This window comes from Sphingomonas sp. CCH9-E2, from assembly GCF_001557215.1.
In the GTDB taxonomy this organism is placed as follows: Bacteria; Pseudomonadota; Alphaproteobacteria; order Sphingomonadales; family Sphingomonadaceae; genus Sphingomonas.
Genome location: NZ_LSJM01000464.1, coordinates 1 through 695, shown reverse-complemented (window position 1 = coordinate 695; position 695 = coordinate 1). Strand labels below are relative to the sequence as shown.

2 protein-coding genes are annotated in these 695 nt (G+C 65.3%); one reads left to right on the top strand and one right to left on the bottom strand.

What is annotated here, in order from left to right; translation table 11 throughout:
- Positions 1 to 7 precede the first annotated feature (7 nt).
- Positions 8 to 361, bottom strand: a complete 354-nt coding sequence (locus AX681_RS20995; protein WP_066682715.1) for a conjugal transfer protein TraD — start codon at positions 359 to 361, stop codon at positions 8 to 10.
- A 177-nt stretch (positions 362 to 538) separates the two neighbouring features.
- Between AX681_RS20995 and AX681_RS23245 the strand changes: the two genes are divergently transcribed.
- A partial coding sequence (locus AX681_RS23245; protein ID WP_156456155.1) for a MobA/MobL family protein occupies positions 539 to 695 on the top strand: 157 nt, incomplete at its 3' end.

Genomic DNA, 695 nt, shown 5'->3' with positions numbered 1-695 from the left:
GACCCTGCTATCCGTTCGCCGTTGCGTTGCTTCCGCCCGCAGCGTCGCCGCCCGGCTCAGCTTGAGCGCCCGATCCGTCGATCGCAGCAGCGCCGCCACCCCCCTCGACTTCGCTCGGGACAGGCTTGCGCCCGCGTCGTTGAAAGAAGGCCGCGCCCTTCGATCGCCACGCCTCCTTTGCGCTCGCATCCTTCGACCCGACCGCATCCAGCAGCACGCCCGCTAGCGTCTCGGCATCGAGCGCATCGGCACCCGTGGCGGCGACGAGCTGGCCGAGCTGTTCGACCCGCTTCGCCTTGAGCGCGCGGGCTTTGTCGCCGAGCGCCTTCAACTCCGCATCGTAATCGCGCACCTTCCGCATCGCCTCTACCCCTCCGCGATCATCAGCCAGAACACTCTAGCGCAGCCGGCGCAGGGGGTAAAGAACGAACGGAGCAGTAGGCAGCACCAAGTCAATCACGAGGAGTGTAGCGGATTGTGAGTGCGCGCTTATACGTCGTTGCCGACGTGCGCTAAGAAGTGCAGAATGCGGAGCGAGATGGCGATCTACCACTTCTCTGCCAAGGTCATCAGTCGTGCGAACGGATCGAGCGCTGTTGCGAGCGCCGCCTATCGTTCCGCGTCCGAGCTGCACGACGACCGGCTCGGGCGCGATCACGATTTCAGCAACAAGGCGGGCGTGATCCACTCCGAGG

Coding starts and splice junctions, on each gene's coding strand:
- AX681_RS20995 (WP_066682715.1), bottom strand. CDS start 361: ATGCGGAAGGTGCGCGATTACGATGCGGAGTTGAAGGCGCTCGGCGAC.